Raw genomic sequence first — 26,220 nt, 5'->3', positions numbered from 1 at the left:
ATTAGTTCATGCCGTATTTTTTCAGTTTCTTACGCAGAGTACCACGGTTGATACCCATCATCAGCGCAGCGCGGGTTTGGTTACCGCGGGTGTATTGCATCACCATGTCCAACAGTGGCTGTTCAACTTCAGCCAGTACCAGCTCATACAGGTCATTAACATCCTGACCATTCAGTTGAGCAAAATAGTTCTTCAGTGCCTGTTTAACCGAGTCACGCAGGGGTTTTTGAGTTACCTGATCCTGAGAGTTAACGGTAGAAACGGTCAGTACGTCAGAATTTACGCGTTGTTCGAACATAGTTCTGTCAGCTCTTTATTTCATTACGCAAGATTTTCGAAGTATGCCTCCAACGCCTCCAGCTGTTCGCTGGCATCCTCTATGGCGTTGAATGTGCGCCGAAACTGGTCATTTGGAGCGTGCTCCTGGAGATACCAGGAGACGTGTTTACGCGCAATTCGGTACCCTTTTGCCTGGCCGTAGTGGTCATGCAGTTCCCGAACATGCGAACAAAGCAAGCGCTTAACCTCTGCCAGAGGCAGCGGGGCAAGCAGCTCCCCAGTGTCCAGATAATGCTGGATTTCCCGAAAGATCCAGGGTCTTCCCTGAGCTGCACGTCCTATCATCAGAGCATCAGCTCCCGTATAGTCGAGCACAGCTCTGGCTTTAAGCGGGTCAGTAATGTCGCCATTCGCGATAATCGGAATGGAAACTTTCTGCTTAACTGCCCGAATGCTGTCGTATTCAGCTTCACCGTTGAACAAACAGGCGCGAGTGCGTCCATGAATGGTCAGGGCCTGAATGCCACAGTCTTCGGCCAGTTGGGCAATCTCTACACAGTTACGGTGTTCCGGCGACCAACCCGTGCGAATCTTCAACGTAACAGGAACGTCCACTGCGCTGACAACCGCCGTCAGGATTGACTTCACCTGGTTGGGGTATTGCAGAAGGGCTGAACCTGCAAGCTTGCGATTCACTTTTTTGGCCGGGCAACCCATGTTGATATCAATAATCTGGGCGCCACTTTCCACGTTAATCCGCGCGGCATCTGCCATCTCTTCAGGCACACTTCCGGCGATTTGCACGGTGCGAATACCTGGTTCATCAATGTGCACCATCCGAAGGCGGGATTTATCGCTTTCCCAGACCTGCGGGTTAGACGACATCATCTCGGAAACGGTTAAACCGGCTCCCATCTCATAACACAGCGTCCTGAACGGCCGGTCGGTAATACCTGCCATTGGGGCTGCGATCAGGCGATTTCTGAGCTGGTGGTGTCCGATGCGCATGAGTTAAGAAATGACCATACTGTGACTGCAAGGCGGCGTATATTACGCATTTTTTGCACGAGATGAAAGGCCAAACTTTGAACAATCCACTGTTGTAGATCAAGGAATCGCCACCCAGTCACAATGATGAAAATTATTTTTTATTTAAATCATTATGTTATGTATTAACGGCGATTTTATGACCGCTTACAATTTCCCGTAACTTCTCATCATTTCTCAAAAAATGAATCCGTTGAGCGGGATATTCTGCTGTTTTTAGCAGCAGATTCTCCCGCTTCTATGCGATCTGCGTCGCATTTTAGAACATCATCTCAGTACGAAAAATGTTCTTATTTTTTACGGCCCGTGATGCGGCACCACTCTTCTTTTTCCACCACCGGATCGAGGTTGAAGAGATCGGCGTAGGCTTCGCAAACGCTGTCAGCCTGGCTTGCCAGGATCCCGGAAAGCCCCAGCAGACCGCCCTCAACGGGCAGCACGCTGATTAACGGTGCAAGCTCGCGTAATGGACCTGCCAGGATGTTAGCGACCACCACATCGGCTTTCATGGCCTCTGGCTGCGCGTCCGGCAGATACAGCTCAAGGCGATCGGAAACGCCGTTACGCTCGGCGTTATCACGACTGGCCTGAATAGCCTGCGGATCGATATCGATCCCGATGGCTTTTGCGGCACCCAGCTTCAGTGCGGCAATGGCGAGGATCCCGGATCCACAGCCGAAGTCGATCACGGTTTTCCCTTCCAGATCCAGGCCATCCAGCCACTGCAGGCACAGTGAGGTGGTTGGGTGGGTGCCGGTACCGAATGCCAGACCCGGGTCGAGCATCACGTTGACCGCGTTTTCATCGGGAACTTCGCGCCAGCTTGGGCAGATCCACAGACGCTTGCCAAACTGCATGGGGTGGAAGTTATCCATCCACTCGCGTTCCCAGTCTTTGTCTTCCAGTTGTTCGATTTTGTGCGCAAAACCCACGCCCAGCAGAGGATGATGTTCCAGAATCGCGACCACTTCTTTCATGTCTGTTTCGGCATCAAACAGGCCAATCACGTCGGTATCGCCCCACAGGCGCGTTTCGCCCGGCAGCGGCTCAAAGACCGGCGTGTCATGCGTGTCCTGGAAGGTGATAGAGACCGAGCCGGCCTCCATCAGCGCATCGCTCAGCTCTTCGGCGTTAGCGCCGGTTGTGTTCAGTTTTAGTTGGATCCACGGCATGGCAAAACTCTTTATTTATCAGTAGACATCATAGCGGGTTGTGGGACGGGTTGACCGAAACGGTTCCCCACCACAAACGCCAGTAAACTTAACAGTAACGAAGGCACAATTGGATGGAAGCCCAGGTACTGGATCTTAAAGGTGGCGAGCACGGCGTACACGACACCGCCAACAATCATGCCGCTTAGCGCGCCCGCAGCATTCGCGCGTTCCCAGTACAGGCCAAGCACCAGAGGCCACAGGAAAACAGCTTCAAGGCCGCCAAACGCAAGCAGGTTCAGCCAGATGATCATCTCCGGTGGACGCCAGGCGGCCAGCAGCAGCAGCGCCCCTAATAACAACGTGATCACCGCAGACATCCGCTTTAAGCGTCGTTCGTTTTTCAACTGCTCGGGACGCAAATTCAGATAGAGATCTTTGATAATCGTAGCGGAACTTTGCAGCAACTGAGCGTTGATCGTCGACATAATGGCGGCCATCGGTGCGGCAAGGAAAATCCCGGCAGCAAAGGGTGGCAGGACTTTAACCATCAGGGTAGGGATCACCAGGTCGGGCACGGTAAGATCTGGGATCACCGCACGACCTAATGCACCCGCCAGATGCATTCCCAGCATCAGTATCGCCACCACAATGGTCCCGATAATAATGCCGCGATGGACCGCTTTACTGTCCTTATAGGAGATACACCGTACAGCGGTATGCGGCAGTCCAATGACGCCGAAGCAGACCAGCACCCAGAAGGAGGTCATAAAGGTGGGTGAAAGAATGTCATCTGCGCCCTCTGGAGTGACCAGTTTCGGGTCAATCGCTTCCAGGGTTTCAACAGCATGGCTCAGGCCGCCTGCCGCATGGACAATCCCCACCAGCAGCACAATGGTTCCGATGAGCATCACCATGCCCTGCAGGGTGTCGTTCAGTACGCTGGCGCGGAATCCACCAAACGCCGTATAAAGCGCGATACTGATCCCAAAGATAAGCAGGCCAGTCTCGTAAGGGATCCCTGCTGCGGTTTCAAGCAGACGTGCACCGCCAATAAACTGCACCGTCATCGCACCCACAAAGGCGACCAGCAGGCTTAGGCTTGCCAGCCATACCAGTAAACGGCTGCGGTAGCGGGCAAACAGCATGTCGTTCAGCGTCACGGCATTATAGCGACGCGCCAGAATAGCGAACTTCTTGCCGAGTATACCCAGCGAAAGCCAGATAGCCGGGAGCTGGATCATCGCCAGCAGCACCCAGCCTAACCCATATTTATAGGCTGCCCCGGGACCGCCAATAAATGAGCTGGCGCTGATATAGGTGGCGGTGAGCGTCATCGCTAACACAATGCCGCCCATTGAACGGCTGCCGAGGAAATATTCGTTCAGGAAGGTGCCGGTTGCCCTTTTGCGCATGGCATACACGGACACGCCAAACACGACCAACAAATACGCGATAAGCGGCAGAATGACTTCAAGCTGCATCGTCGTCCTCCAGCGGGATATCGCGATAAATGAATTTCACCATTGCCCAGCACAGCAGGATAAAAATCAGCGGTACCAGCAGACAGGCCATTTCAAACCAGTGAGGCAGGCCGGTGATGCCAATTGCAGAATCAGGTAAGTAAGCGGTTACCAACCATGCGGCAAGATAGAGAAGGGTCAGCCACAGCGCCCAGCGCGCTTCTTTATGGGCCTGAACAAAACGTTTGTCCATTTTTTGTCCCTTGTGGATGAAGAAAGCGGGGATTGTACATGATGGGCCTTGACGATCCCCAGAAATAAAAAAGGCCGGTTAAACCGGCCTTTTAGCATAGATGCTTTCTTACTTCTCGTTGAGACCGAGTTTTTTCTCCAGATAGTGGATGTTCGTCCCACCATTCTGGAAGTGCTCGTCGCTCATGATGCGCATCTGCAGATCAACGTTGGTTTTGATACCGTCGATGATTAGCTCCTGCAGGGCGTTCTTCATGCGGGCAATCGCCACGTCACGGTTTTCGCCGTAGCAGATAAGCTTACCGATCATTGAGTCATAGTACGGCGGTACGGTGTAACCGGCGTAAATATGAGACTCCCAACGCACGCCAAAGCCACCCGGCGCGTGGAAACGCGTGATTTTACCCGGGCTTGGCAGGAAGGTATTCGGGTCTTCGGCGTTGATACGGCACTCGACCGCATGGCCTTTGACCACTACTTCTTCCTGTTTGATGGACAGAGGCTGGCCGGCAGCGATACGCAGCTGCTCTTTGATCAGGTCAACGCCGGTGATCATTTCGGTAACCGGGTGTTCAACCTGAATACGGGTGTTCATCTCAATGAAGTAGAACTCACCGTTTTCGAACAAGAATTCGAAGGTACCCGCCCCGCGATAGCCGATGTCGACACACGCTTTGGCACAACGCTCGCCGATGTAGCGACGCAGTTCCGGGGTAATGCCCGGTGCTGGTGCTTCTTCGACCACTTTCTGGTGACGACGCTGCATGGAGCAGTCACGTTCTGCCAGATAGATAGCGTTACCCTGACCGTCTGCCAGCACCTGAATTTCGATGTGGCGTGGGTTTTCCAGGTATTTTTCCATGTACACCATATCATTGCTGAAAGCTGCTTTCGCTTCCGCTTTGGTCATGGAGATGGATTGTGCCAGTTCAGCGTCGCTGCGCACTACGCGCATACCGCGACCGCCGCCGCCGCCGGACGCCTTGATGATCACCGGGTAGCCAATGCGTTTAGCATGAGCACGGTTTGCATCCATGTCGTCAGTCAGCGGGCCGTCAGAACCTGGAACGGTTGGAACACCGGCTTTTTTCATCGCGGTGATTGCAGACACTTTGTCACCCATCAGGCGGATGGTGTCAGCTTTCGGGCCGATGAAGATAAAGCCAGAGCGTTCAACCTGCTCAGCAAAGTTGGCGTTCTCGGAGAGGAAGCCATAACCCGGGTGAATTGCCACCGCGCCAGTGATTTCAGCGGCGCTGATGATTGCCGGGATGTTCAGATAGCTTTTTACGGACGGAGCCGGGCCGATACAGACCGTCTCATCCGCCAGCAATACGTGTTTTAAATCGCGGTCCGCGCTTGAGTGCACAGCGACAGTCTTGATGCCCAGTTCTTTACAGGCACGAAGAATACGCAGTGCGATCTCGCCGCGGTTGGCGATAACAATTTTATCCAGCATGTTCGCCTCGTTACTCGATGACGACCAGCGGCTCGTCAAATTCTACCGGCTGACCACTTTCGACCAGAATCGCCTTCACAGTACCTGATTTGTCTGCTTCGATCTGGTTCATCATTTTCATGGCTTCAACGATACACAGGGTATCGCCTACGTTGACTTTCTGACCCACTTCGATGAACGCCTTCGCGTCCGGGCTCGGGGTGCGGTAGAAAGTACCAACCATTGGGGAACGTACGATGTGACCACTGATTTCTGCTGCAGCGGCAGGTGCGGCTTCAGTTGCGGCTGGTGCAACGGCTGCAGAGAGCGCAGGCTGCTGCACTGGCGCAGCATAAGCTTGCTGCATTACCGGGAAGCTAGCGGCTGGGGCTGCACGGCTGATACGTACAGACTCTTCGCCTTCAGAAATTTCCAGTTCGGAGATGCCTGATTCTTCAACCAGCTCGATCAGTTTTTTAATCTTACGAATATCCATGAGTGGGTTCCGTACTCTTGTTTAGTGTGATTGTGACAGGCGTTTTACCGCTGTCTGTAAAGCGTATGAATAACCGTCTGCGCCCAGTCCGCAGATAACGCCAGCGGCGATATCCGACAGATACGAATGGTGGCGGAACGGCTCTCGGGCGTGCACGTTGCTGAGGTGGATCTCGATAAACGGGATACTCACCGCCAGCAGTGCGTCGCGGATAGCAACACTGGTGTGCGTAAACGCGGCCGGATTGATCAGGATATAGTCCACAGTGTCTTTAGCCTGATGAATACGGTCGATGAGTGCGTACTCCGCGTTTGACTGAAAATGATCCAAATCCACATTCAGTGACGCTGCTTCCGTGCCCAAACGGTTAACAATTTCACTCAATGTCAGCGTGCCATACTTCTCTGGCTCACGGGTGCCGAGCATGTTCAGGTTCGGTCCGTTTAAAACTAAGATTCGGAATTTTTCTGCCATTGTGTCGCTATCTCCTGCGAATCTCGGGTAAAAACCAAAATATACCTTTGAAACGCGAAAGTCACCTGATGACTTTCCTAAAATGCATTCAGGAAAACCAAAGTCGCACATTATAACGATTTCGTAGCATTTGGCAGCTAAATACTGGTCTTATCAGGGAAGATTATCAACCGCTATCCGAAAAAGAATGGCGGTTGATAAGTAATCTGCGGGAAAACGCACAGTTTCGCGAACTATCGTAACCACTGGCGGAACTTCTTGTAACGCCATGCTAAAAGCGCCAAAGCCAGCAGCGCGTAGAGGATGGGCTGAGGCGAGAGGATCTTCACGGACCACAGATAATGGATGGGTGCGAGGATCGCGACAAGATAGACGAAGTTGTGCAGCAACTGCCAGCGCTTACCCAGTTTTCGCTGCGCATATTGCGTAGATGTCAGCGCTAATGCCAGCAACACCAGCCAACTGACAATGCCCAGCGTCAGATAAGGACGCGTGACCAGTTCGCGGCCCAGCAGTGCCAGGTTGTTAATCCCCAGTTCCAGCAGCGCGTAGCTGGTCAGGTGCAACGTGGCCCAGGCAAAACACCATAGCCCTAATAGCCGACGTGTGCGTATCAATAATGGCTGTTTAGCGTAGCGCGCCAGCGGCGAAACCAGCAAGGTCGCCAGTAAAAATTTCAGAGCCATCCGACCAGTAAAGTGCTGGATATCTTTAGCCGGATCGGCACTAAAGAGCCCCTGGCTGGCGGCCCAGAACAACCAGATAAACGGGAGCAACCCGGCTAAATGCAGCAGCACTTTCAGCCAGGTTACCTGTTTTGCCGTTAAACGCACTCAGAAGTTCTCCCGTAAATTGAGGCCACGGTAGAGCGACGCAACTTCATCCGCATAGCCGTTAAAAAGCAGCGTGGGCTGACGCTTCACATCCAGCGCCCCGCCAGAACCGATAAACCGTTCCGTCGCCTGCGACCAGCGTGGGTGATCGACATGTGGGTTCACGTTGGCGAAGAAACCGTATTCGTCCGGCGCGGCGAGATTCCATGTTGTGGGCGGACGCTCGCGGGTGAGCTTAATACTGACGATCGATTTAATGCCCTTGAAGCCATATTTCCACGGTACCGTTAGCCGGATGGGGGCGCCGTTCTGCGGCGGGAGCGCTTTACCGTAAACGCCGACGGTCAGAAGGGTAAGAGGATGCATGGCTTCGTCAAGGCGTAATCCTTCTACATAAGGATATGCAAGCCCACCGCCGATGAACCGGTCCTTCTGGCCTGGCATCTCGTCCGGGGCGTAACGCGTCTGGAATGCGACATATTTCGCATTGCTGGTGGGTTCAACCATTGCCAGCAGCTTATGCAGCGGAAAACCTACCCACGGTACCACCATCGACCAGGCTTCCACGCAGCGCATACGATAGATGCGTTCCTCTAACGGGAAACGGGTGGTGAGATCGTGATGATCCAGCGTTAAGGATTTTGCCACTTCGCCGTCAATTTTCAACGTCCACGGATCGGTTTTCATGCTGCCTGCATTGGCCGCAGGATCGGCTTTATCAAGCCCAAATTCGTAGAAGTTGTTATAACCGGTGACTTTATCTTCTGGCGTGAGCGTCAGTTTGTTTTGCCACTCGGCAGGTTTCGTAAAGGTGAGCGGGGCACCGGAAGGGGCTTTTGGCCGATCGTTGCCTTTAAACCAGTCGAGCAAATCAGCGTGAGCCGCAGGTGTGAGCGACAACGCGGTGGCACTGATGCCAAGCATTTTCAGGATCTGGCGGCGCTGTAACATAAAGACAGATTCGGACGTTACGTCGGCTTCCGTCAGTTTTCGGGTTTTCATGGCATCCTCCGTCATGCGTTTTTCTAAGCATGACGGAGGAGAAGGATTAGCGCGAATATGTCACGAAAATTTGAAGATTAGGCAATTTTCACCAGCGCGCGGCCATGGAACTGATTATCCATGATCTTACCGGCATATTCCGGCGCCTGGCTGAGGGCGATTTCGGTTGCACTCTGCGTGAAGAAGGACTCAGGCAGGTCGCGCACCAGACGCTCCCAGGCTTCTGCACGACGGGCCGCCGGAGTCATGACGGAATCCACACCCTGCAGGCGCACGTTACGCAGGATAAAGGGCATAACGGTGGTTGGCAGCGCAAAACCGCCCGCCAGACCGCAGGCCGCCACGCAGCCACCGTAGTTCATCTGCGCCAGCACTTTTGCCAGCACGTTATTTCCGACGGTATCCACCGCTCCGGCCCAGAGCTGTTTTTCCAGCGGACGGGTTTCGGCAAATTCGTCGCGGCCAAGAATGCGGCTGGCACCAAGCTGACGCAGATAGTCATGGGTGCTTTCACGGCCTGAGACCGCGACGACCTGATACCCCAGTTTGTGCAGTAAAGCCACCGCCGTGCTGCCAACGCCACCGCTGGCCCCGGTCACGACTATCTCGCCTGACTCAGGGCGGATACCGGCATCTTCAAGGGCCATGACGCACAGCATGGCGGTAAAGCCTGCGGTACCGATAATCATCGCTTTGCGGCCATCCAGCCCAGCAGGCATGGGCACCAGCCACTCGCCTTTCACCCGCGCCTGCGTTGCCAGCCCGCCCCAGTGATTTTCGCCGACACCCCAGCCGGTGAGCAGCACCTGCTGGCCTGCATGGAAACGCGGATCTTCGCTGGAATGAACGTGGCCTGCAAAATCAATCCCCGGCACCATCGGGAAATTTCGGATGATTTTACCTTTGCCGGTGATGGCCAGGGCATCCTTGTAATTCAGACTGGACCAGTCGATGTCGACGGTGACGTCGCCTTCGGGCAGACGGCTCTCATCAAGGGCTTGCACCGAGGCAACGGTATTGCCGTCCTGCTGTTCTAAGATCAAAGCCTGCATACAGGATCCTCACTATTCTGATGATTGGAAAATTCGTTCTGAAGACTATACTCGCTCAATGAAACGCTATGCCGATTTAACGCAATAAATTGCCAGATACACCAGGTTTGGTAGTATGGCGCATTTGAAATGCAAGTTAGCGCTTACTCGCTACCCATCAACCCACGGAGTAATCTCAAGGATGCGATTAACGACGAAGTTCTCAGCTTTTATCACGTTGCTGACGGGGTTAACCATTTTTGTCACGCTCCTTGGCTGCTCCCTGAGCTTTTATAACGCCATTCAGGATAAGCTGGTCAACCGGGTTGAGTCTGTTGCGTCAGTTATTGATACGCGTCTGATTACCACTCCGCTACCGGAACTCTCCCGCGAGCTGGATGAATTGATGGTACCGGTTGATATTGTGCAGGTCGACATCGCGCAGGGAAAGCATCCGGTATTAAGCCATCAGCGTCAGGGGAGCTATCGGCCTGCGGGCGTCGTGAGCCAGTATCGGGAAGTGAATGTCCATTCCCTTAAAAATCCGGGGATGACGATACGCCTGGTCTACCTCGATCCCATGGCCAGCTATTTCCGCTCGATGATGACCACCGCGCCACTCACCGTTGCCGTCGCCTTTATTGTCCTGCTGATTTTTCTTGCGGTTCGCTGGCTACGCCGTCAGCTCTCCGGTCAGGAGCTGCTGGAAAACCGCTCCGTGCGAATACTTAACGGGGAGCGCGGTCCGCAGGTGCGGGGGTCGGTCTATGAGTGGCCGTCCAGCACCAGCAGCGCGCTGGACACGCTGCTTTCCGAAATTCAGTTCGCCAGCGATCAACGCAGCCGCATGGATACGCTGATCCGTTCCTATGCCGCGCAGGATAACAAAACCGGTCTGAATAACCGCCTGTTCTTTGATAATCAACTGGCCACGCTGCTGGACGACCCGGAAAAGGTAGGAACGCACGGGGTCGTCATGATGGTTCGTCTGCCGGATTTCGATCTCCTGCGCGATACCTGGGGACGCCGCGTGGCGGAAGAGAACCTCTTTACGCTCATCAACTTGCTGTCGACTTTTATTATGCGCTATCCCGGCGCGCTGCTGGCGCGCTATCACCGCAGCGACTTTGCGGTGTTGTTACCCCATCGCACACTTAAGGAGTCGGAGAGCATCGCCAGCCAGTTGCTGAAGGCGGTGGATGCGCTGCCGCAGAGCAAAATGCTTGACCGGGATGATATGGTGCATATGGGGATCTGCGCCTGGCGCGGCGGGCAGTCAACTGAACAGGTGATGGAGCATGCGGAAGCGGCAACCCGAAACGCGGTGCTGCAAGGGGCGAACGGTTGGGCGGTATATGACGATTCCCTGCCTGAGAAAGGGCGTGGCAATGTGCGCTGGCGTACCCTGATTGAACAAATGTTGAGCCGCGGTGGCCCGCGCCTTTATCAAAAACCAGCGGTGATGAAAAACGGCCATGTTCACCACCGTGAATTAATGTGTCGCATTTTTGACGGCACGGAAGAGGTTATTTCAGCGGAATATCTGCCGATGGTCCTGCAATTTGGACTCTCCGAAGAGTATGACCGTCAGCAAATTAGCCGACTGATTCCGTTTTTATCTTTTTGGCCTGAAGAAAGTCTGGCATTACAGGTGACCGTCGAGTCGTTAATTCGCCCGCGTTTTCAACGCTGGCTGCGCGATACATTAATGCAATGCGAAAAATCGCAACGCAAACACATTATTTTTGAACTTGCAGAGGCGGATGTTGGTCAACACATCAGCCGGTTACGTCCGGTGGTACGTTTGATCAATGCGCTGGGTGCGCGTGTGGCGGTGACACAGGCGGGCCTGACGCTGGTCAGTACCAGCTGGATCAAGGAGCTGGATGTGGAATTATTAAAGCTACATCCGGGGCTGGTCAGGAATATTGAAAAGCGCACGGAAAACCAGCTGCTGGTGCAGAGTCTGGTGGAAGCGTGTAAGGGAACGCGAACACAAGTATTTGCCACGGGCGTGCGCTCCAGAGGCGAATGGCAGATGTTGACAGAGCGTGGTGTGATGGGTGGTCAGGGGGATTTTTTTGCCGCCTCTCAGCCGCTTGACACCAATGTGAAAAAATATTTGCAAAGATACTCTGTTTGACCTGCCGTTTACGCTGTTTTCACGTAGAATATCGCGCCTGTAGCTTTGAGTATGACGAGCAAAAAGCCAGTGAACGACCTTTAGCGGGTTACAAATGAAAGTGAGGAACGCTACTGTGTACTCAGCCCTGAGGGAGTCAGGGGATGAATTTGTAACAGAAGGAAACGTACTGCACAAATTTTCACCGCAGCAGGTGATTTTTGCGCCTTGTCGCTGCTGCGTGTGGTTGGTAAAGTAAGCGGATTTTGTTTTCCGCCCCAGCTTTCAGGATTATCCCTTAGTATGTTGAAAAAATTTCGTGGCATGTTTTCCAATGACCTGTCCATTGACCTGGGTACCGCGAATACCCTTATTTATGTAAAAGGACAAGGCATCGTATTGAATGAGCCTTCTGTTGTGGCCATTCGTCAGGATCGTGCCGGCTCGCCGAAAAGCGTAGCCGCAGTGGGTCATGACGCGAAGCAGATGCTGGGTCGTACCCCAGGTAACATCGCCGCGATCCGCCCAATGAAAGACGGCGTTATCGCTGACTTCTTCGTGACTGAAAAAATGCTTCAGCACTTCATCAAGCAGGTTCACAGCAACAGCTTCATGCGTCCAAGCCCACGCGTGCTGGTTTGTGTGCCGGTCGGTGCGACCCAGGTAGAACGTCGCGCAATTCGCGAATCTGCTCAGGGTGCAGGCGCGCGTGAAGTGTTCCTGATTGAAGAGCCAATGGCTGCGGCTATCGGTGCAGGCCTGCCTGTTTCTGAAGCCACCGGTTCGATGGTGGTTGATATCGGTGGTGGTACTACTGAAGTGGCCGTTATTTCCCTGAACGGCGTGGTTTACTCCTCTTCCGTGCGTATCGGTGGTGACCGTTTCGACGAAGCGATCATTAACTACGTGCGCCGTAACTATGGCTCCCTGATCGGTGAAGCGACCGCTGAGCGCATCAAGCACGAGATCGGTTCTGCTTATCCGGGTGATGAAGTTCGCGAAATCGAAGTGCGCGGCCGTAACCTGGCGGAAGGTGTGCCACGCGGCTTTACCCTGAACTCCAACGAAATTCTGGAAGCGCTGCAAGAGCCGCTGACCGGTATCGTGAGCGCGGTGATGGTTGCGCTGGAACAGTGCCCACCTGAACTGGCGTCCGATATCTCTGAGCGCGGTATGGTTCTGACCGGTGGTGGTGCGCTGCTGCGTAACCTCGACCGCCTGTTAATGGAAGAGACAGGTATTCCTGTCGTAGTTGCAGAAGATCCACTGACTTGCGTCGCCCGTGGTGGTGGCAAGGCGCTGGAAATGATCGACATGCACGGCGGCGACTTGTTCAGCGAAGAGTAGTCATGGTGAAAGGGTAGCGAATCGCTACCCTTTCTCTCTGACACGAGAATACGCATAGCCTATGAAGCCAATTTTTAGCCGTGGCCCCTCGCTACAGTTTCGCCTGATCCTGGCGGTTCTGGTTGCGCTTGGTGTCATTATTGCCGATAGCCGCCTCGGTACGTTCAGCCAGATCAGAACGTACATGGATACCGCCGTCAGTCCTTTCTACTTTATATCCAATGGTCCCCGTGAACTGCTCGACTCCGTTTCTCAAACGCTGTCTTCACGTGACCAACTCGAACTTGAAAACCGGGCATTGCGCCAGGAACTGCTGTTGAAAAACAGCGAACTGCTGATGTTAGGGCAATACAAGCAGGAAAATGCGCGTCTGCGTGAGCTGCTTGGATCGCCGCTGCGTCAGGATGAGCAGAAGATGGTGACGCAGGTGATCTCCACCGTAAACGATCCTTACAGCGATCAGGTGGTGATCGACAAAGGTAGCGTGAATGGTGTGTATGAAGGTCAGCCTGTTATCAGTGATAAAGGTGTGGTGGGCCAGGTGGTCGCCGTCGCCAAATTGACCAGCCGTGTACTGCTGATCTGCGATGCCACCCATGCGCTGCCTATTCAGGTTCTGCGTAACGATATTCGCGTCATTGCGGCGGGTAACGGCTGCACGGACGATCTGCAACTGGAGCACCTGCCAGCCAACACGGATATCCGTGTGGGCGACGTGCTGGTCACCTCCGGTCTGGGTGGACGTTTCCCTGAAGGGTATCCGGTTGCGGTTGTCTCTTCTGTGAAGCTTGATACGCAGCGTGCCTACACCGTGATTCAGGCGCGTCCAACGGCGGGTTTACAGCGTCTTCGCTACCTGCTGCTGCTGTGGGGAGCCGATCGTAACGGTGCCAACCCAATGACGCCTGAAGAGGTGCATCGCGTTGCCAATGAGCGCCTGATGCAGATGATGCCGCAGGTTCTTCCTGCTCCGGATGCGATGGGGCCACCTGCGCCAGTACCCGCGCCGGCCACCGGGATAACGGATGCGCCGCCACCGCCTAAACTCTCATCCGGAGGGCAGTAGTGGCCAGTTATCGTAGCCAGGGACGCTGGGTTATCTGGCTCTCGTTTCTCATCGCGCTGTTGCTGCAGATAATGCCCTGGCCGGACGACATTCTTGTTTACCGGCCAAACTGGGTATTGCTCATTTTGCTCTACTGGATCCTTGCCCTGCCGCACCGCGTAAATGTTGGCACAGGCTTTGTAATGGGTGCCATACTGGATCTCATTAGTGGCTCAACGCTGGGTGTTCGTGCGTTATCCATGAGCATCATTGCATATCTCGTTGCACTCAAATTCCAGCTCTTTCGTAACCTCGCGCTCTGGCAACAGGCGCTGGTCGTGATGTTGTTGTCGCTTGCCGCGGATATCGTTGTTTTCTGGGCAGAGTTTTTAGTGATCAACGTCTCTTTCCGACCCGAAGTATTCTGGAGTAGTGTAGTCAACGGTGTGCTCTGGCCGTGGCTGTTCCTGCTGATGCGTAAGGTTCGCCAGCAGTTTGCTGTGCAGTAAAAGGTTTCTATGACGTCTATCTATCTTGCCTCCGGTTCTCCACGTCGTCAGGAGTTGCTCACGCAGTTGGGCATCGCTTTTGAACGTATCGTTACCGGCATCGAAGAAAAACGTGCTGAGGGCGAAAGTGCTCAGCAGTATGTTTCTCGCCTGGCGCGTGAGAAAGCGCAGGCTGGCGTTGCGTGCGTGCCACGCGACCTGCCGGTATTGGGGGCGGATACCATCGTTATCCTTAACGGTGAAGTGCTTGAGAAACCGCGAGACGCTGAGCATGCAGCACATATGCTGCACAAAATGTCCGGGCAAACGCATCAGGTGATGACCGCGGTGGCGCTGGCGGATAGCAAGCACGTGCTGGATTGTCTGGTGGTGACGGACGTGACCTTCAGAGTACTGACCAACGACGAGATCGCCGCGTATATTGCCAGCGGTGAACCGATGGATAAAGCAGGTGCATACGGTATTCAAGGGCTGGGTGGCTGTTTTGTCAGGAAGATAAATGGCAGCTATCACGCCGTAGTCGGCTTACCGCTGGTGGAAACGTATGAGTTGCTGAGCAATTTTAACTCACTGCGTGAGGGAAGGGATAATTATGACGGCTGAATTGTTGGTAAACGTAACGCCATCGGAAACCCGTGTGGCCTACATTGATGGTGGCATTCTTCAGGAAATTCATATTGAGCGTGAAGCGCGACGCGGAATAGTAGGCAATATCTACAAAGGTCGTGTCAGCCGCGTACTGCCGGGTATGCAGGCGGCTTTTGTAGATATTGGACTGGATAAGGCGGCATTTTTACATGCCTCCGACATCATGCCGCATACCGAGTGTGTCGCAGGCGAAGAGCAAAAGCAGTTTGCCGTACGCGACATTTCGGAGCTGGTGCGTCAGGGGCAGGATCTGATGGTGCAGGTGGTGAAAGACCCCCTTGGCACCAAAGGCGCCCGTCTGACAACCGACATCACATTACCTTCCCGTTACCTGGTCTTTATGCCCGGCGCGTCGCACGTGGGGGTTTCCCAGCGTATTGAAAGTGAAAGCGAGCGCGAGCGCCTTAAGAAAGTGGTCAGCGCCTACTGCGACGAACAGGGCGGGTTTATCATCCGAACCGCCGCCGAAGGGGTTAGCGAAGAGGATCTGGCATCCGATGCGGCTTACCTGAAGCGCGTCTGGACCAAGGTGATGGAGCGTAAAAAACGCAACCAGACCCGCTATCAGCTGTACGGTGAGCTGGCGCTTGCCCAGCGCGTACTGCGTGATTTTGCTGATGCTCAGCTCGACCGAATCCGCGTGGACTCGCGCCTCACCTACGAAGCGCTGCTCGAATTTACCGCTGAGTACATCCCGGAAATGCCTGGCCTGCTGGAACATTACACCGGGCGTCAGCCAATCTTCGATCTCTATGATGTCGAAAATGAGATCCAGCGTGCGCTGGAGCGCAAGGTTGAACTGAAGTCCGGCGGTTATCTGATCATCGATCAGACCGAAGCAATGACCACCGTGGACATCAACACCGGTGCGTTTGTCGGCCATCGCAACCTGGATGACACTATCTTCAATACCAACATTGAAGCGACACAGGCCATTGCGCGCCAGCTTCGTCTGCGCAACCTGGGTGGCATTATCATCATCGACTTTATCGATATGAATAATGAAGACCATCGCCGTCGTGTGCTGCACTCGCTTGAGCAGGCGCTGAGTAAAGATCGCGTGAAAACCAGCATTAACGGCTTCTCACAGCTGGGGCTGGTGGAAATGACGCGTAAACGGACCCGTGAAAGTGTGGAACATGTGCTGTGTAACGAGTGTCCAACCTGCCACGGACGCGGCACCGTAAAGACGGTGGAGACCGTCTGCTATGAGATCATGCGTGAAATTGTCCGCGTTCATCATGCCTACGACTCCGATCGTTTTCTGGTCTATGCTTCCCCTGCGGTGGCTGAAGCGCTGAAAGGTGAAGAGTCGCACGCGCTGGCGGAAGTGGAAATCTTTGTCGGCAAACAGGTAAAAGTACAAATTGAGCCGCTCTATAACCAGGAGCAATTTGACGTCGTCATGATGTAAGACGCAGTTCGCTGCGTGAAAAAGCTGACAAGGAGAGATGCGTGAGGCGATTGCCGGGGATTTTACTGCTTACAGGGGCAACGCTAGTCGTGATTGTCGCGCTGCTCGTGAGTGGGCTGCGCCTCGTTTTACCGCATCTGGACAGCTGGCGTCCGCAGGTGCTGGCGAAGATCGAATCCGCCACCGGTGTGCCGGTTGACGTAAGCCAGGTCAGCGCCAGTTGGCAAAACTTTGGCCCGACGCTGGATGCCCGGGACATCAGTGCCAGCCTGAAAGATGGCGGCTATCTGAAAATCAAACGCGTGACCCTGGCACTGGATGTCTGGCAAAGCCTGCTGCACATGCGCTGGCAGTTCCGCGATCTCACCTTTTATCAGCTTCAGTTTTTGACCAACACGCCGCTCTCCGGCGGGGATAACACGCAGAGCCTTGAAGCCAACCGCCTGAGCGATCTTTTCCTGCGTCAGTTCGATCATTTCGATCTGCGCGACAGCGAAGTGAGCTTTATTACCCTTTCCGGCCAGCGCGCCGAACTGAAGATCCCGCAACTGACCTGGCTTAACGGCAAAGAGCGTCACCGTGCCGAGGGGCAGGTGAACCTCTCCAGCCTGAACGGCCAGCATGGGGTCATGCAGGTCCGTATGGATCTGCGTGACGACGACGGCTTGCTCAACAACGGCAAGGTGTGGCTACAGGCTGACGATGTGGATGTGAAGCCGTGGCTCGGCGACTGGCTGCAGAAAAACATGCAGCTGGAAACGGCCCGTTTTAGCCTGGAAGGCTGGATGACCCTGACGAAAGGCGTGTTCGCCAGCGGCGATATCTGGCTGAAGCAGGGCGGTGCAAGCTGGCAAGGCGAAAGCAAGCAGCATCAACTCTCTGTAGATAACCTCACCGCACATGTGACGAAAGAGAAAGGGGGCTGGCAGTTTGCCATCCCGGATACGCGCATCACCATGGACGGCAAACCCTGGCCGCGCGGCGCGCTGACGCTGGCATGGATGCCTGAGCAGGATGTCGGCGGCACGAATAATAAGCGTAGCGATGAGCTGCGTATCCGCGCCACGCATCTCGATTTGGCGGCCATTGAAGGGCTGCGCTCCATGGCAGCGAAGCTCTCTCCGGATTTGGGTGACGTTTGGCTGGCAACGCAGCCAAGTGGGGAAATTGATGCCCTCGCGCTGGATATCCCGCTGCAGGCAACCGAGAAAACCCGCTTCCAGGCGACGTGGAAAGATCTGGCCTGGAAACAGTGGAAACTGCTGCCGGGGGCTGAGAACTTCAGCGGCAAGCTGGAGGGCAGCGTTGAGAACGGCAGGCTGACCGTTGAGATGCATGACGCCAAAATGCCTTATGAAACGGTCTTCAGGGCACCTCTGGAAATTGAAAAAGGCAACGCGGTGCTTAACTGGCTGCGCAACGATAAGGGCTTCCAGCTTGATGGCCGCCATATCGATGTGAAAGCCAAAGCGGTTCATGCACGCGGGGATTTCCGCTATTTAAAGCCTGAAGGTGAAGAGCCGTGGCTGGGTATTCTGGCGGGGATCAGCACTAGCGACGGTTCTCAGGCCTGGCGTTACTTCCCGGAAAACCTGATGGGTAAAGCGCTCGTGGACTACCTGAGCGGGGCGATCCAGGGCGGTCAGGCGGATAACGCCACCCTGGCCTATGGCGGTAATCCGCATCTTTTCCCATACAAACATAACGAAGGTCAGTTCCAGGTGCTGGTGCCGTTGCACAACGCTACCTTTGCGTTCCAGCCGGGCTGGCCTGCACTGAAAAACCTCGATATCGAGCTTAATTTTCTCAATGACGGGTTGTGGATGAAGTCAGACAGCGTCGCGCTGGGCGGCGTGACGGCCACCAACCTGACGGCAAATATCCCCGATTACTCAAAAGAGAAACTGCTGATTGATGCCGATATCAACGGGCCGGGCAAGGCGGTCGGTCCCTATTTTGAAGAGACGCCGCTGAAAGCTTCGCTGGCTGCCACGCTTGAGCAACTCCAGCTTGATGGCGATGTGAATGCTCGCTTACATCTGGATATCCCTCTGGACGGCGAAATGACCACCGCCAAAGGTGATGTCCGCCTGAACAACAACAGCCTGTATATCAAACCGCTGGAAAGTACGCTGAAGAACCTCAGCGGGCAGTTCAGATTTGTGAACGGCAACCTGAAGAGTGAGCCGCTCACAGCCAACTGGTTCAATCAGCCCGTCAACATCGACTTCTCGACCACCGAGGGGGAGAAGGCCTACCAGGTGGCTGTCAATCTGGACGGTAACTGGCAACCCTCGCGGATGGATGTACTGCCGAAACCCATTCAGGAGTCGGTTGATGGTGCCGCCGCCTGGAAGGGGAAGGTGGATATTGAACTGCCCTACCACGCCGGTACGAAGTATAAGGTCGATCTTACTGGCGATCTGAAAAATCTCAGCAGCCAGTTGCCTGCACCGCTGGATAAACAGGCCGGACAGGCGCTGCCCGTGACGCTTAACGTCGTGGGCAACCTGAACAGCTTCGAGTTAACCGGCAGCGCGGGTGGCACGAATCATTTCAACAGCCGCTGGCTGCTCAACCGTAAGCTGACGCTGGACAAAGCCATCTGGACGACGGACAGCCGAACCACGCCTCCGCTTCCTGATCATCAGGGCATTGAGCTGAATCTCCCGCCGATGGATGGCGCGCAGTGGCTGGCGCTGTTCCAGAAAGGCGTCGGGCAAAACGTGGATGAGGCGGCGCAGTTCCCGCAAACCGTCACCGTGCGCACACCGTCGCTCACGCTGGGTGGGCAACAGTGGAACAACCTGAGTATCGTCTCTCAGCCCACGGCTAACGGCTCGAAAGTAGAGGCTCAGGGCAGGGAGATCAACGCCACCCTGACCATGCGCGATAACGCCCCGTGGCAGGCGGCAATCCGCTATCTCTACTACAACCCGGCAACGGCGGGCGGGAAAGATCAATCGACTCCGGCATCGCCGTTGAGTAACACTTCCCGCGTGGACTTCAGCGGCTGGCCGGATCTGCAACTGCGCTGTGCTGAGTGCTGGCTGTGGGGACAAAAATATGGCCGAATTGACGGTGACTTCGCGATTCAGGGCAACACGCTGAGCCTCACGGGTGGGCTGGTGGATACCGGCTTTGGTCGTCTGACGGCCGCGGGCGAGTGGGTGAATAACCCAGGCGAACAGCGCACCTCGCTGAAAGGCGACATTAAGGGTAACAAACTGGATGCAGCAGCCAATTTCTTTGGTATCAGCACGCCGCTGCGCGGCTCGTCATTTGACGTCGATTACGATCTTCACTGGCGTGACGCGCCGTGGAAGCCGGATGAGGCCTCGCTTAACGGCATACTGAAAACCCGCTTCGGAAAAGGTGAAATTGCCGATGTGAGCACGGGACGCGCCGGGCAGATCCTGCGTCTTCTGAGCTTTGATGCGCTGCTGCGTAAGCTGCGTTTTGATTTCAGCGATACCTTCAGCGAAGGGTTCTACTACGATTCCATCCGCAGTACGGCGTGGATCAAGGACGGCGTTATGCATACGGACGACACGCTGGTGGACGGTCTGGAAGCGGATATCGCCATGAAGGGCTCGGTTAACCTTGTACGTCGCGAGCTGGATATGGAAGCCGTGGTGGCGCCAGAAATCTCCGCGAGCGTGGGGGTGGCAGCCGCCTTTGTGGTGAACCCGATTGTTGGTGCTGCGGTGTTTGCTGCCAGTAAAGTGCTGGGGCCGCTGTGGAGCAAAGTCTCTATTCTGCGCTACCGCATCACCGGTCCGGTGGATAAACCGCAGATTAATGAAGTGCTGCGCCAGCCGCGCAAAGATGCACAGCAATGATTTGACGTGGGCAGGTAATTGCCTCACTCTCAATAAATACGATCTTTATACCGCCACAGGCGGCAACGAACGAGTAGCAATACGATGAGTCTGAACCTGGTAAGTGAACATTTGCTCGCAGCGAACGGCCTGAGCCATCAGGACCTGTTCTCCATTCTTGGTCAACTGACCGAACGCCGTCTCGACTACGGCGATCTCTATTTCCAGTCGAGCTATCACGAATCCTGGGTTTTAGAAGACAGCATCATCAAAGATGGTTCTTACAACATTGACCAGGGCGTTGGCGTGCGCGCCATCAGCGGCGAGAAAACCGGTTTTGCCTATGCGGACCAGATAAGCCTGGCTGCGCTGGAGCAGAGCGCGCAGGCGGCACGTACCATCGTGCGTGACGCAGGCGATGGCCGTGTTAAAACGCTGGGTGAGGTGCAGCATTCTGCGCTCTACACCAGCATCGACCCGCTGCAGAGCATGAGCCGTGAAGAGAAGCTGGATATCCTGCGCCGCGTGGACAAAGTGGCGCGTGCTGCTGATAAACGCGTACAGGAAGTGTCTGCCAGCCTGAGCGGTGTCTATGAACTGATTCTGGTCGCGGCGACGGACGGCACCCTGGCGGCGGATGTCCGTCCGCTGGTGCGTCTCTCGATCAGCGTGCAGGTGGAAGAGGACGGCAAGCGCGAGCGTGGCTCAAGCGGCGGCGGTGGTCGTTTTGGTTATGACTGGTTCCTGGGTGACGTCGACGGTGAAGCCCGTGCGGACGCGTGGGCAAAAGAAGCCGTGCGTATGGCGATGGTCAATCTTTCTGCCGTGGCGGCACCTGCGGGGACATTCCCGGTGGTACTGGGCGCTGGCTGGCCGGGCGTGCTGCTGCATGAAGCCGTGGGGCATGGTCTGGAAGGGGACTTTAACCGCCGCGGCACCTCCGTATTTAGCGGTCAGATAGGGCAGCTTGTCTCCTCTGAACTGTGCACGGTGGTGGATGACGGTACCATGGTTGATCGCCGTGGCTCTATCTCCATCGATGATGAAGGTACGCCGGGTCAGTACAACGTGCTGATCGAAAACGGTGTGCTGAAAGGCTACATGCAGGACAAACTGAACGCGCGCCTGATGGGCGTGGCGCCAACGGGTAACGGCCGTCGTGAATCTTATGCGCATCTGCCGATGCCGCGTATGACTAACACCTACATGCTGCCAGGCCAGTCCACACCGCAGGAGATCATTGAGTCTGTTGATTACGGGATCTTCGCGCCAAACTTTGGCGGTGGTCAGGTGGACATCACCTCCGGTAAATTCGTCTTCTCTACGTCAGAAGCGTATCTGATCGAAAAAGGCAAAGTGACCAAAGCGGTGAAAGGCGCGACGCTGATTGGTTCCGGTATTGAAGCCATGCAGCAGATCTCCATGGTCGGTAACGATCTCAAGCTGGACAACGGCGTGGGCGTCTGCGGTAAAGAGGGCCAGAGCCTGCCAGTGGGCGTGGGCCAGCCGACACTGAAGGTCGATAACCTCACGGTGGGCGGCACGGCGTAATTTTCTCCCCTCACCCTAACCCTCTCCCCAACGGGGAGAGGGGAAATACCTACTCTTTCCTTCTTCCCCGCATGCCCTGAAACAGTTCCGCAACCTCCACAAAATACTCGGTCAGATAGTTAATGCACACCTGCACCTTAAGCGGCAGTTTGTCTTTTTCGGTATACAGGGCATACACCGGACGCGGATCGGACTGGTAGCGAGGGAACAGGATCTCCAGCACTCCGCTGTTGATCTCATTGATCACCCACATTAACGGGACGTAAGCGATCCCGGCGCCCGCCACCAGCCAGCGCGAGATGGTCATCGGGTCGTTGGTGACAAACCGTCCTTCCGGCAGCAGTCGGGTAGAAATGCCTTCCGGGGCAATCAGTTCAAATTCATTATCGGGGCGGACGCTGTACTCCAGCCAGGAGTGGTTGGCGAGATCGGCTGGTTTCTCCGGCACGCCGTACTGCGCCAGATAGCTCTTCGAGGCACAGACCACCATCGGCATGCTCCCGAGTCGACGGGAGAAGAGGCTGGAGTCCTGCAGCGCGCCAACGCGGATCACCACATCCAGCCCGTCTGCGATCAGGTCCGGGGCGGGAATACCGGTAACCAGATTCACGGTTAATCCCGGATATTCTTTCAGCATCTCTGCGGTCATGGCGGCGAGAACATTTTGTGCCATAGTTGAAGAACAGCCAATCCGCAGTGTCCCGATGGGCGTGTTGTTAAAGGCATAGAGCTGCTCGTGAACATCCTGCACTTCATGCATCATGCGGCGACAGCCCTGATAGTAAATTTTACCCGCCTCCGTCAGACCAATACTGCGGGTGCTGCGGTTGAGCAGCTTCACCTGCAGTTCATCTTCCAGTTTTGACACCGTCTGACTGATGGAGGAGACGCTCATCTGCAACTGCCGGGCAGCAGCAGTAAATGAGCCAAGTTCAACCACTTTGGCGAAGACCGACATGCGTTTTAAACGTTCCATTGTTCACTCTGGCTTAAAAGTGATTTAGATCACATATTATAGATAACAGCATAACAGTTACGTTAATATATTATTAATTACATAACGGCTGCGCCATTCTCGCCCGGCGTTTCTTGCTCTCCCGCGGTGGCGTGCGCTAAAAATTCTGAAGCCTGCACTCTCTCTTATCAAGGTCAACATGAGTCTGTTTCCCGTTATCGTGGTGTTCGGTCTATCGTTCCCACCGATATTTTTCGAGCTTCTTTTATCACTGGCGATCTTCTGGCTGGTGCGCAAGGTGCTGGTTCCTACCGGGATCTACGATTTCGTCTGGCACCCTGCATTGTTCAATACCGCGCTGTATTGCTGCCTGTTCTACCTGATATCGCGCATGTTTGTCTGAGGTTGATGTGAAAACGCTAACAAGAAAAATCTCCCGCACCGCCATCACCATGGCGCTGGTAATCCTCGCGTTCATCGCTATTTTTCGCGCCTGGGTCTATTACACCGAATCACCGTGGACGCGTGATGCGCGTTTTAGCGCCGATGTCGTGGCGATCGCCCCCGACGTGGCCGGTCTTATCACGGCGGTTAACGTCCACGATAACCAGCTGGTGAAGAAAGACCAGGTGCTGTTCACCATTGACCAGCCGCGTTACCAGAAAGCACTGGAAGAAGCGGAAGCGGATGTCGCCTATTACCAGGCGCTGGCTGCGGAGAAACGCCGCGAGGCGGGACGCCGTAACCAGCTGGGGGTTCAGGCGATGTCCCGGGAAGAGATCGATCAGTCTAACAACGTGCTGCAAACCGTGCTGCATCAGTTGGCAAAGGCGCAGGCGACGCGCGACCTGGCGAAGCTCGATCTGGAGCGTACCGTGATCCGCGCACCTGCCGATGGCTGGGTCACCAACCTGAATGTCTATGCCGGGGAGTTTATCACCCGCGGTTCAACCGCCGTGGCGCTGGTGAAACAAAACTCATTCTATGTGCTTGCCTATATGGAAGAGACCAAACTGGAAGGCGTTCGTCCGGGCTACCGCGCAGAGATCACGCCGCTTGGCAGCAACCGCGTCTTTAAAGGTACCGTAGACAGCGTTGCGGCTGGCGTCACCAACTCCAGCAGCTCCAATGATGCGAAAGGGATGGCGACGGTTGATTCCAACCTGGAATGGGTGCGCCTGGCCCAGCGTGTGCCGGTACGTATTCATCTGGACGAACAGCAGGGCAACCTGTGGCCTGCGGGCACAACCGCGACGGTGGTAATCACCGGTGAGAAAGACCGGGACGCCAGCCAGGACTCTATTTTCCGTAAAATCGCCCATCGTCTGCGCGAGTTTGGTTAATCGCTATGGGGATCTTTACTATCGCCAGCCAGCACATTCGCTTCGCCGTGAAGCTGGCGAGTGCCATTGTGCTGGCGCTGTTTGTCGGCTTTCACTTCCAGCTGGAAACCCCCCGCTGGGCGGTGTTAACGGCGGCGATTGTCGCGGCTGGCCCGGCATTCGCGGCAGGTGGGGAGCCTTACTCCGGGGCGATCCGCTATCGCGGGATGCTGCGTATCATCGGGACGTTTATCGGCTGTATCGCCGCGCTCACCATTATCATTTTGATGATCCGCACGCCACTGTTGATGGTATTGGTGTGCTGTATCTGGGCGGGCTTCTGCACCTGGCTCTCCTCTCTGGTGAAGGTCGAAAACTCTTACGCCTGGGGGCTGGCGGGTTATACCGCACTGATTATTGTCATCACCATTCAAACCGAACCGCTGCTCGCGCCGCAGTTTGCCGTGGAACGCTGCAGTGAGATCGTGATTGGTATCGTCTGCGCAATTGTTGCTGACCTGCTTTTCTCCCCTCGCTCCATCAAACAGGAGGTGGATCGCGAACTGGATGCGCTGATCGTCTCCCAGTATCAGCTGATGCAGCTCTGCATCAAGCACGGTGACAGCGAAGAGGTGGACAAAGCCTGGAGTGGACTGGTTCGCCGCACGCAGGCGCTGGAAGGGATGCGCAGTAACCTTAATATGGAGTCCTCGCGCTGGGCGCGTGCCAACCGTCGTCTTAAAGCGATCAATACCGTCTCCTTAACGCTGATTACCCAGGCGTGCGAAACCTACCTTATTCAGAACACCCGCCCGGAATCGGTTACCGATACCTTTCGCGAACTGTTTGCCGAGCCGGTGGAAACGGTGCAGGACGTACATAAGCAGCTCAAACGCATGCGGCGGGTCATTGCCTGGACCGGAGAGCGCGACACACCGGTGACCATTTATACGTGGGTTGGCGCCGCGACGCGCTACCTGCTGCTGAAACGGGGCGTGATCGGCAATACGAAAATCAGCGCGGCGGAAGAGGAAGTCCTGCAGGGTGAAGTGGTGATCAAGGCGGAGTCGGCCGAGCGCCACCACGCGATGGTCAACTTCTGGCGTACCACGCTTGCCTGTATGCTCGGCACGCTGTTCTGGCTGTGGACTGGCTGGACCTCCGGCAGCGGCGCGATGGTCATGATTGCCGTCGTCACGGCGCTGGCAATGCGTCTGCCCAACCCGCGTATGGTCGCTATCGATTTCCTGTACGGCACGATTGCCGCGTTACCGCTTGGCGCGCTCTATTTCCTGGTGATCCTCCCGTCCACGCAGCAGAGCATGTTGCTGCTCTGTATCAGTCTCGCGGTGATGGCATTCTTTATCGGGATAGAAGTGCAGAAGCGCCGTCTGGGATCGCTCGGTGCCCTCGCCAGTACTATTAACATTCTGGTGCTGGATAACCCCATGACGTTCCATTTCAGCCAGTTCCTCGACAGTGCCCTGGGTCAGCTGGTGGGCTGTTTCCTGGCGATGATGGTGATTCTGCTGGTGCGCGACAATTCGCAGGCGCGAACAGGTCGCGTGCTGTTGAACCAGTTCGTTTCGGCGGCGGTCTCCTCCATGACCACCAACACTGCGCGCCGTAAAGAGAACCATCTGCCTGCGCTCTATCAGCAGCTGTTTTTACTGTTGAATAAGTTCCCTGGCGACATTGCCCGCTTTCGTCTGGCGTTAACCATGATCATTGCGCATCAGCGTCTGCGTAACGCACCGGTGCCCATCAACGACGATCTGTCGGCATTCCACCGCCAGTTGCGCCGTACCGCGGACCATGTGCTTTCCGCCTCCAGTGATGACAAACGACGCCGTTACTTTAAGCAGTTGCTGGAAGAGCTGGATGTCTACCAGGAGAAGCTCAGGGTCTGGGAAGCACCTCCTCAGGTGACAGAGCCGGTAGCGCGGCTGGTGTTTATGCTGCACCGCTACCAGAATGTCCTGACGGATAACTGACTGAAGTAAAAAACCGACGCTAAAAG

23 protein-coding genes are annotated in these 26,220 nt (G+C 55.3%); 11 read left to right on the top strand and 12 right to left on the bottom strand.

Annotation, left to right across the window (positions count from 1 at the left end):
- Position 1: 1 nt before the first annotated feature.
- The 11 genes from fis to acuI form a co-directional block, all read right to left on the bottom strand.
- On the bottom strand, positions 2 to 298 hold the full coding sequence (fis, locus tag VF709_RS13015) for a DNA-binding transcriptional regulator Fis (protein ID WP_000462905.1): 297 nt from the start codon (positions 296 to 298) through the stop codon (positions 2 to 4).
- Between the two features lie 23 nt (positions 299 to 321).
- Positions 322 to 1,287, bottom strand: a complete 966-nt coding sequence (gene dusB, locus VF709_RS13010) for a tRNA dihydrouridine synthase DusB (protein ID WP_440231694.1) — start codon at positions 1,285 to 1,287, stop codon at positions 322 to 324.
- Between the two features lie 329 nt (positions 1,288 to 1,616).
- On the bottom strand, positions 1,617 to 2,498 hold the full coding sequence (gene prmA / locus VF709_RS13005) for a 50S ribosomal protein L11 methyltransferase (RefSeq protein WP_149896918.1): 882 nt from the start codon (positions 2,496 to 2,498) through the stop codon (positions 1,617 to 1,619).
- 11 nt (positions 2,499 to 2,509) lie between these two features.
- Complete coding sequence (gene panF / locus VF709_RS13000; protein WP_020687390.1) at positions 2,510 to 3,961, bottom strand: sodium/pantothenate symporter; 1,452 nt, start codon at positions 3,959 to 3,961, stop codon at positions 2,510 to 2,512.
- Entirely contained in the window at positions 3,951 to 4,193 is a 243-nt protein-coding gene (locus tag VF709_RS12995; protein WP_013098993.1) for a YhdT family protein, read from the bottom strand. The genes panF and VF709_RS12995 overlap by 11 nt, the downstream gene beginning before the upstream one ends.
- A gap of 108 nt (positions 4,194 to 4,301) precedes the next feature.
- The gene (accC, locus tag VF709_RS12990) at positions 4,302 to 5,651 is read right to left on the bottom strand and encodes an acetyl-CoA carboxylase biotin carboxylase subunit (RefSeq protein WP_003860388.1); all 1,350 of its coding nucleotides are present in this window, start codon (positions 5,649 to 5,651) and stop codon (positions 4,302 to 4,304) included.
- 10 nt (positions 5,652 to 5,661) lie between these two features.
- Complete coding sequence (gene accB, locus VF709_RS12985) at positions 5,662 to 6,126, bottom strand: acetyl-CoA carboxylase biotin carboxyl carrier protein (protein WP_013098992.1); 465 nt, start codon at positions 6,124 to 6,126, stop codon at positions 5,662 to 5,664.
- 21 nt (positions 6,127 to 6,147) lie between these two features.
- Complete coding sequence (aroQ, locus tag VF709_RS12980; RefSeq protein WP_013098991.1) at positions 6,148 to 6,600, bottom strand: type II 3-dehydroquinate dehydratase; 453 nt, start codon at positions 6,598 to 6,600, stop codon at positions 6,148 to 6,150.
- A 233-nt stretch (positions 6,601 to 6,833) separates the two neighbouring features.
- A complete protein-coding gene (msrQ, locus tag VF709_RS12975; protein WP_013098990.1) occupies positions 6,834 to 7,433 on the bottom strand; it encodes a protein-methionine-sulfoxide reductase heme-binding subunit MsrQ in 600 nt (199 codons plus the stop codon).
- On the bottom strand, positions 7,434 to 8,435 hold the full coding sequence (gene msrP, locus VF709_RS12970) for a protein-methionine-sulfoxide reductase catalytic subunit MsrP (protein WP_038420715.1): 1,002 nt from the start codon (positions 8,433 to 8,435) through the stop codon (positions 7,434 to 7,436).
- A gap of 77 nt (positions 8,436 to 8,512) precedes the next feature.
- Positions 8,513 to 9,487 carry an acrylyl-CoA reductase (NADPH) gene (acuI, locus tag VF709_RS12965; protein WP_023620881.1) on the bottom strand — a complete coding sequence of 325 codons (975 nt, stop codon included), beginning with the start codon at positions 9,485 to 9,487 and terminating at the stop codon, positions 8,513 to 8,515.
- A 181-nt stretch (positions 9,488 to 9,668) separates the two neighbouring features.
- Here acuI and csrD point away from each other — a divergent pair, with 181 nt between their 5' ends.
- The 8 genes from csrD to tldD all read left to right on the top strand — a co-directional run bounded on the left by csrD (position 9,669) and on the right by tldD (position 21,923).
- Complete coding sequence (gene csrD, locus VF709_RS12960) at positions 9,669 to 11,609, top strand: RNase E specificity factor CsrD (protein ID WP_038420714.1); 1,941 nt, start codon at positions 9,669 to 9,671, stop codon at positions 11,607 to 11,609.
- Between the two features lie 282 nt (positions 11,610 to 11,891).
- Positions 11,892 to 12,935: a rod shape-determining protein MreB gene (gene mreB / locus VF709_RS12955; protein WP_000913396.1), complete on the top strand. Its 1,044-nt coding sequence runs from the start codon at positions 11,892 to 11,894 to the stop codon at positions 12,933 to 12,935.
- Between the two features lie 61 nt (positions 12,936 to 12,996).
- Complete coding sequence (gene mreC / locus VF709_RS12950; RefSeq protein ID WP_013098986.1) at positions 12,997 to 14,001, top strand: rod shape-determining protein MreC; 1,005 nt, start codon at positions 12,997 to 12,999, stop codon at positions 13,999 to 14,001.
- Entirely contained in the window at positions 14,001 to 14,489 is a 489-nt protein-coding gene (mreD, locus tag VF709_RS12945; RefSeq protein WP_013098985.1) for a rod shape-determining protein MreD, read from the top strand. Before mreC ends, mreD begins: the two co-directional genes overlap by 1 nt.
- Positions 14,490 to 14,498: 9 nt before the next feature.
- Positions 14,499 to 15,092, top strand: coding sequence for a Maf family protein (locus tag VF709_RS12940; protein ID WP_038420713.1), 594 nt, complete (start codon positions 14,499 to 14,501; stop codon positions 15,090 to 15,092).
- Complete coding sequence (gene rng / locus VF709_RS12935) at positions 15,082 to 16,551, top strand: ribonuclease G (protein ID WP_014833490.1); 1,470 nt, start codon at positions 15,082 to 15,084, stop codon at positions 16,549 to 16,551. Before VF709_RS12940 ends, rng begins: the two co-directional genes overlap by 11 nt.
- Positions 16,552 to 16,592: 41 nt before the next feature.
- Positions 16,593 to 20,393 (top strand): AsmA2 domain-containing protein YhdP, encoded by a 3,801-nt coding sequence (gene yhdP, locus VF709_RS12930; protein ID WP_038420712.1) that lies wholly within the window; start codon positions 16,593 to 16,595, stop codon positions 20,391 to 20,393.
- Positions 20,394 to 20,477: 84 nt separating this feature from the next.
- A complete protein-coding gene (gene tldD, locus VF709_RS12925) occupies positions 20,478 to 21,923 on the top strand; it encodes a metalloprotease TldD (protein WP_020687383.1) in 1,446 nt (481 codons plus the stop codon).
- A gap of 49 nt (positions 21,924 to 21,972) precedes the next feature.
- Here the strand turns inward: tldD and aaeR are convergent, their stop codons facing one another.
- A complete protein-coding gene (aaeR, locus tag VF709_RS12920; protein ID WP_013098979.1) occupies positions 21,973 to 22,899 on the bottom strand; it encodes an HTH-type transcriptional activator AaeR in 927 nt (308 codons plus the stop codon).
- A 178-nt stretch (positions 22,900 to 23,077) separates the two neighbouring features.
- Here aaeR and aaeX point away from each other — a divergent pair, with 178 nt between their 5' ends.
- Genes aaeX through aaeB form a run of 3 tightly spaced genes read left to right on the top strand, consistent with a single transcriptional unit; the run spans position 23,078 to position 26,194 of the window.
- On the top strand, positions 23,078 to 23,281 hold the full coding sequence (gene aaeX / locus VF709_RS12915) for a p-hydroxybenzoic acid efflux pump operon protein AaeX (protein WP_003860416.1): 204 nt from the start codon (positions 23,078 to 23,080) through the stop codon (positions 23,279 to 23,281).
- A gap of 7 nt (positions 23,282 to 23,288) precedes the next feature.
- Complete coding sequence (aaeA, locus tag VF709_RS12910) at positions 23,289 to 24,221, top strand: p-hydroxybenzoic acid efflux pump subunit AaeA (protein ID WP_013098978.1); 933 nt, start codon at positions 23,289 to 23,291, stop codon at positions 24,219 to 24,221.
- Between the two features lie 5 nt (positions 24,222 to 24,226).
- On the top strand, positions 24,227 to 26,194 hold the full coding sequence (aaeB, locus tag VF709_RS12905) for a p-hydroxybenzoic acid efflux pump subunit AaeB (RefSeq protein WP_013098977.1): 1,968 nt from the start codon (positions 24,227 to 24,229) through the stop codon (positions 26,192 to 26,194).
- The last annotated feature ends 26 nt before the right edge of the window (positions 26,195 to 26,220 follow it).

The organism is Enterobacter sp. Lyrl_3, assembly GCF_051948675.1.
GTDB classification, from domain to species: Bacteria; Pseudomonadota; Gammaproteobacteria; order Enterobacterales; family Enterobacteriaceae; genus Enterobacter; species Enterobacter cloacae.
The sequence above is the reverse complement of the archived record's forward strand: the minus strand, read 5'-3'. Positions and strand labels throughout refer to the sequence as shown.

Coding starts and splice junctions, on each gene's coding strand:
- fis (WP_000462905.1), bottom strand. CDS start 298: ATGTTCGAACAACGCGTAAATTCTGACGTACTGACCGTTTCTACCGTT.
- dusB (WP_440231694.1), bottom strand. CDS start 1,287: ATGCGCATCGGACACCACCAGCTCAGAAATCGCCTGATCGCAGCCCCA.
- prmA (WP_149896918.1), bottom strand. CDS start 2,498: ATGCCGTGGATCCAACTAAAACTGAACACAACCGGCGCTAACGCCGAA.
- panF (WP_020687390.1), bottom strand. CDS start 3,961: ATGCAGCTTGAAGTCATTCTGCCGCTTATCGCGTATTTGTTGGTCGTG.
- VF709_RS12995 (WP_013098993.1), bottom strand. CDS start 4,193: ATGGACAAACGTTTTGTTCAGGCCCATAAAGAAGCGCGCTGGGCGCTG.
- accC (WP_003860388.1), bottom strand. CDS start 5,651: ATGCTGGATAAAATTGTTATCGCCAACCGCGGCGAGATCGCACTGCGT.
- accB (WP_013098992.1), bottom strand. CDS start 6,126: ATGGATATTCGTAAGATTAAAAAACTGATCGAGCTGGTTGAAGAATCA.
- aroQ (WP_013098991.1), bottom strand. CDS start 6,600: ATGGCAGAAAAATTCCGAATCTTAGTTTTAAACGGACCGAACCTGAAC.
- msrP (WP_038420715.1), bottom strand. CDS start 8,435: ATGAAAACCCGAAAACTGACGGAAGCCGACGTAACGTCCGAATCTGTC.
- acuI (WP_023620881.1), bottom strand. CDS start 9,487: ATGCAGGCTTTGATCTTAGAACAGCAGGACGGCAATACCGTTGCCTCG.
- csrD (WP_038420714.1), top strand. CDS start 9,669: ATGCGATTAACGACGAAGTTCTCAGCTTTTATCACGTTGCTGACGGGG.
- mreB (WP_000913396.1), top strand. CDS start 11,892: ATGTTGAAAAAATTTCGTGGCATGTTTTCCAATGACCTGTCCATTGAC.
- mreC (WP_013098986.1), top strand. CDS start 12,997: ATGAAGCCAATTTTTAGCCGTGGCCCCTCGCTACAGTTTCGCCTGATC.
- VF709_RS12940 (WP_038420713.1), top strand. CDS start 14,499: ATGACGTCTATCTATCTTGCCTCCGGTTCTCCACGTCGTCAGGAGTTG.
- rng (WP_014833490.1), top strand. CDS start 15,082: ATGACGGCTGAATTGTTGGTAAACGTAACGCCATCGGAAACCCGTGTG.
- tldD (WP_020687383.1), top strand. CDS start 20,478: ATGAGTCTGAACCTGGTAAGTGAACATTTGCTCGCAGCGAACGGCCTG.
- aaeR (WP_013098979.1), bottom strand. CDS start 22,899: ATGGAACGTTTAAAACGCATGTCGGTCTTCGCCAAAGTGGTTGAACTT.
- aaeX (WP_003860416.1), top strand. CDS start 23,078: ATGAGTCTGTTTCCCGTTATCGTGGTGTTCGGTCTATCGTTCCCACCG.
- aaeB (WP_013098977.1), top strand. CDS start 24,227: ATGGGGATCTTTACTATCGCCAGCCAGCACATTCGCTTCGCCGTGAAG.